Here is a 960-nt window from a genome sequence, read left to right as displayed (position 1 = left end):
AGCGCGACGTGCTGGTGGGGGAGCTCGATCTCGGTGGGGACCGGGTGCGCGTGTGGATCTCGGGGTCGCAGTTCGAGACCTGGAAGCACACGCAGCTGGTGCTGGACGCGATCCCGGGCCGGGGGTCGGGTTTCAGCCTCGAGAACCCAACCGGGAGACGGTTCCTGTCCCGCGCCCGGACGTTCGACGCCGCCGAGCAGGAGGCGTTGGCGGCGTTCCCGCCGCGCACCGGGGCGGATCTCGAGGACTGAGATGCGCCGCCGCGGTCCCGGATTCACGCAGATGGGACGTGGTGCGGCGGTAGGATCCGACCATGGATACCGACCGTCCGGCAGCCGTTGATCCCCTCGACGCGGAGGTCGGGTTCCTCACGCCCGAACTGCGGTCCGACCTGCTCGAACGGTGGAACGAACCGCAGCGCAGATACCACAACGAGACGCACCTGCGTGCGGTGCTGCGTGCGGTGGACGCGCTGGAGGCGTACGGGGAGGCGTTCGACGGGACCGCGGTCCGACTGGCGGCCTGGTTCCACGCCGCCGTGTTCGACCCCACGGAGTCGGAGAACAACGCCAGGTCGGCCGAGTTCGCCGAGTCCGCACTCGACCCCGCCGCGCCCGTCGACGAGGTGGCGCGCCTCGTGCGGCTCATGGGCGGGCACCGGGTCGAGCCCGGGGATCTCAACGGGGCGGTCCTCTCGGACGCCGACCTCGCGGTCCTCGGGGCCGACCCGGAGACGTACGACGCCTACACGCAGGATGTCCGCCACGAGTTCGCGCACGTGCCGGGTGAGCGGTTCGTCGCCGGGCGGATCGCCGCGCTCGAGGCGCTGCTCGAGCGCGGGTCGGTCTTCCTCACCAGGGCCGGCCGCGACGCCTGGGAGAAGCAGGCGCACGCCAACCTGAACCGCGAACTCGGACTGCTCCGGGCCGGGCGGGCAGAGGCGGGTCAGAGCCCCGGGGG

General features: G+C 72.3%; 2 protein-coding genes. Both read left to right on the top strand.

Translation table 11 applies throughout. The annotated features are described in order from the left end of the window. Positions 1-251, top strand: a 251-nt coding sequence (locus IY392_RS18280; RefSeq protein ID WP_194861996.1) for a DUF779 domain-containing protein, incomplete at its 5' end; no start/stop codon positions are given. A gap of 62 nt (positions 252-313) precedes the next feature. Next, on the top strand, positions 314-960 hold a 647-nt coding region (locus tag IY392_RS18275), incomplete at its 3' end, for a hypothetical protein (protein ID WP_194861995.1).

The sequence above is a fragment of the Dietzia sp. SYD-A1 genome (assembly GCF_015356725.1).
Classification (GTDB): domain Bacteria; phylum Actinomycetota; class Actinomycetes; order Mycobacteriales; family Mycobacteriaceae; genus Dietzia.
The sequence above is the reverse complement of the archived record's forward strand: the minus strand, read 5'-3'. Positions and strand labels throughout refer to the sequence as shown.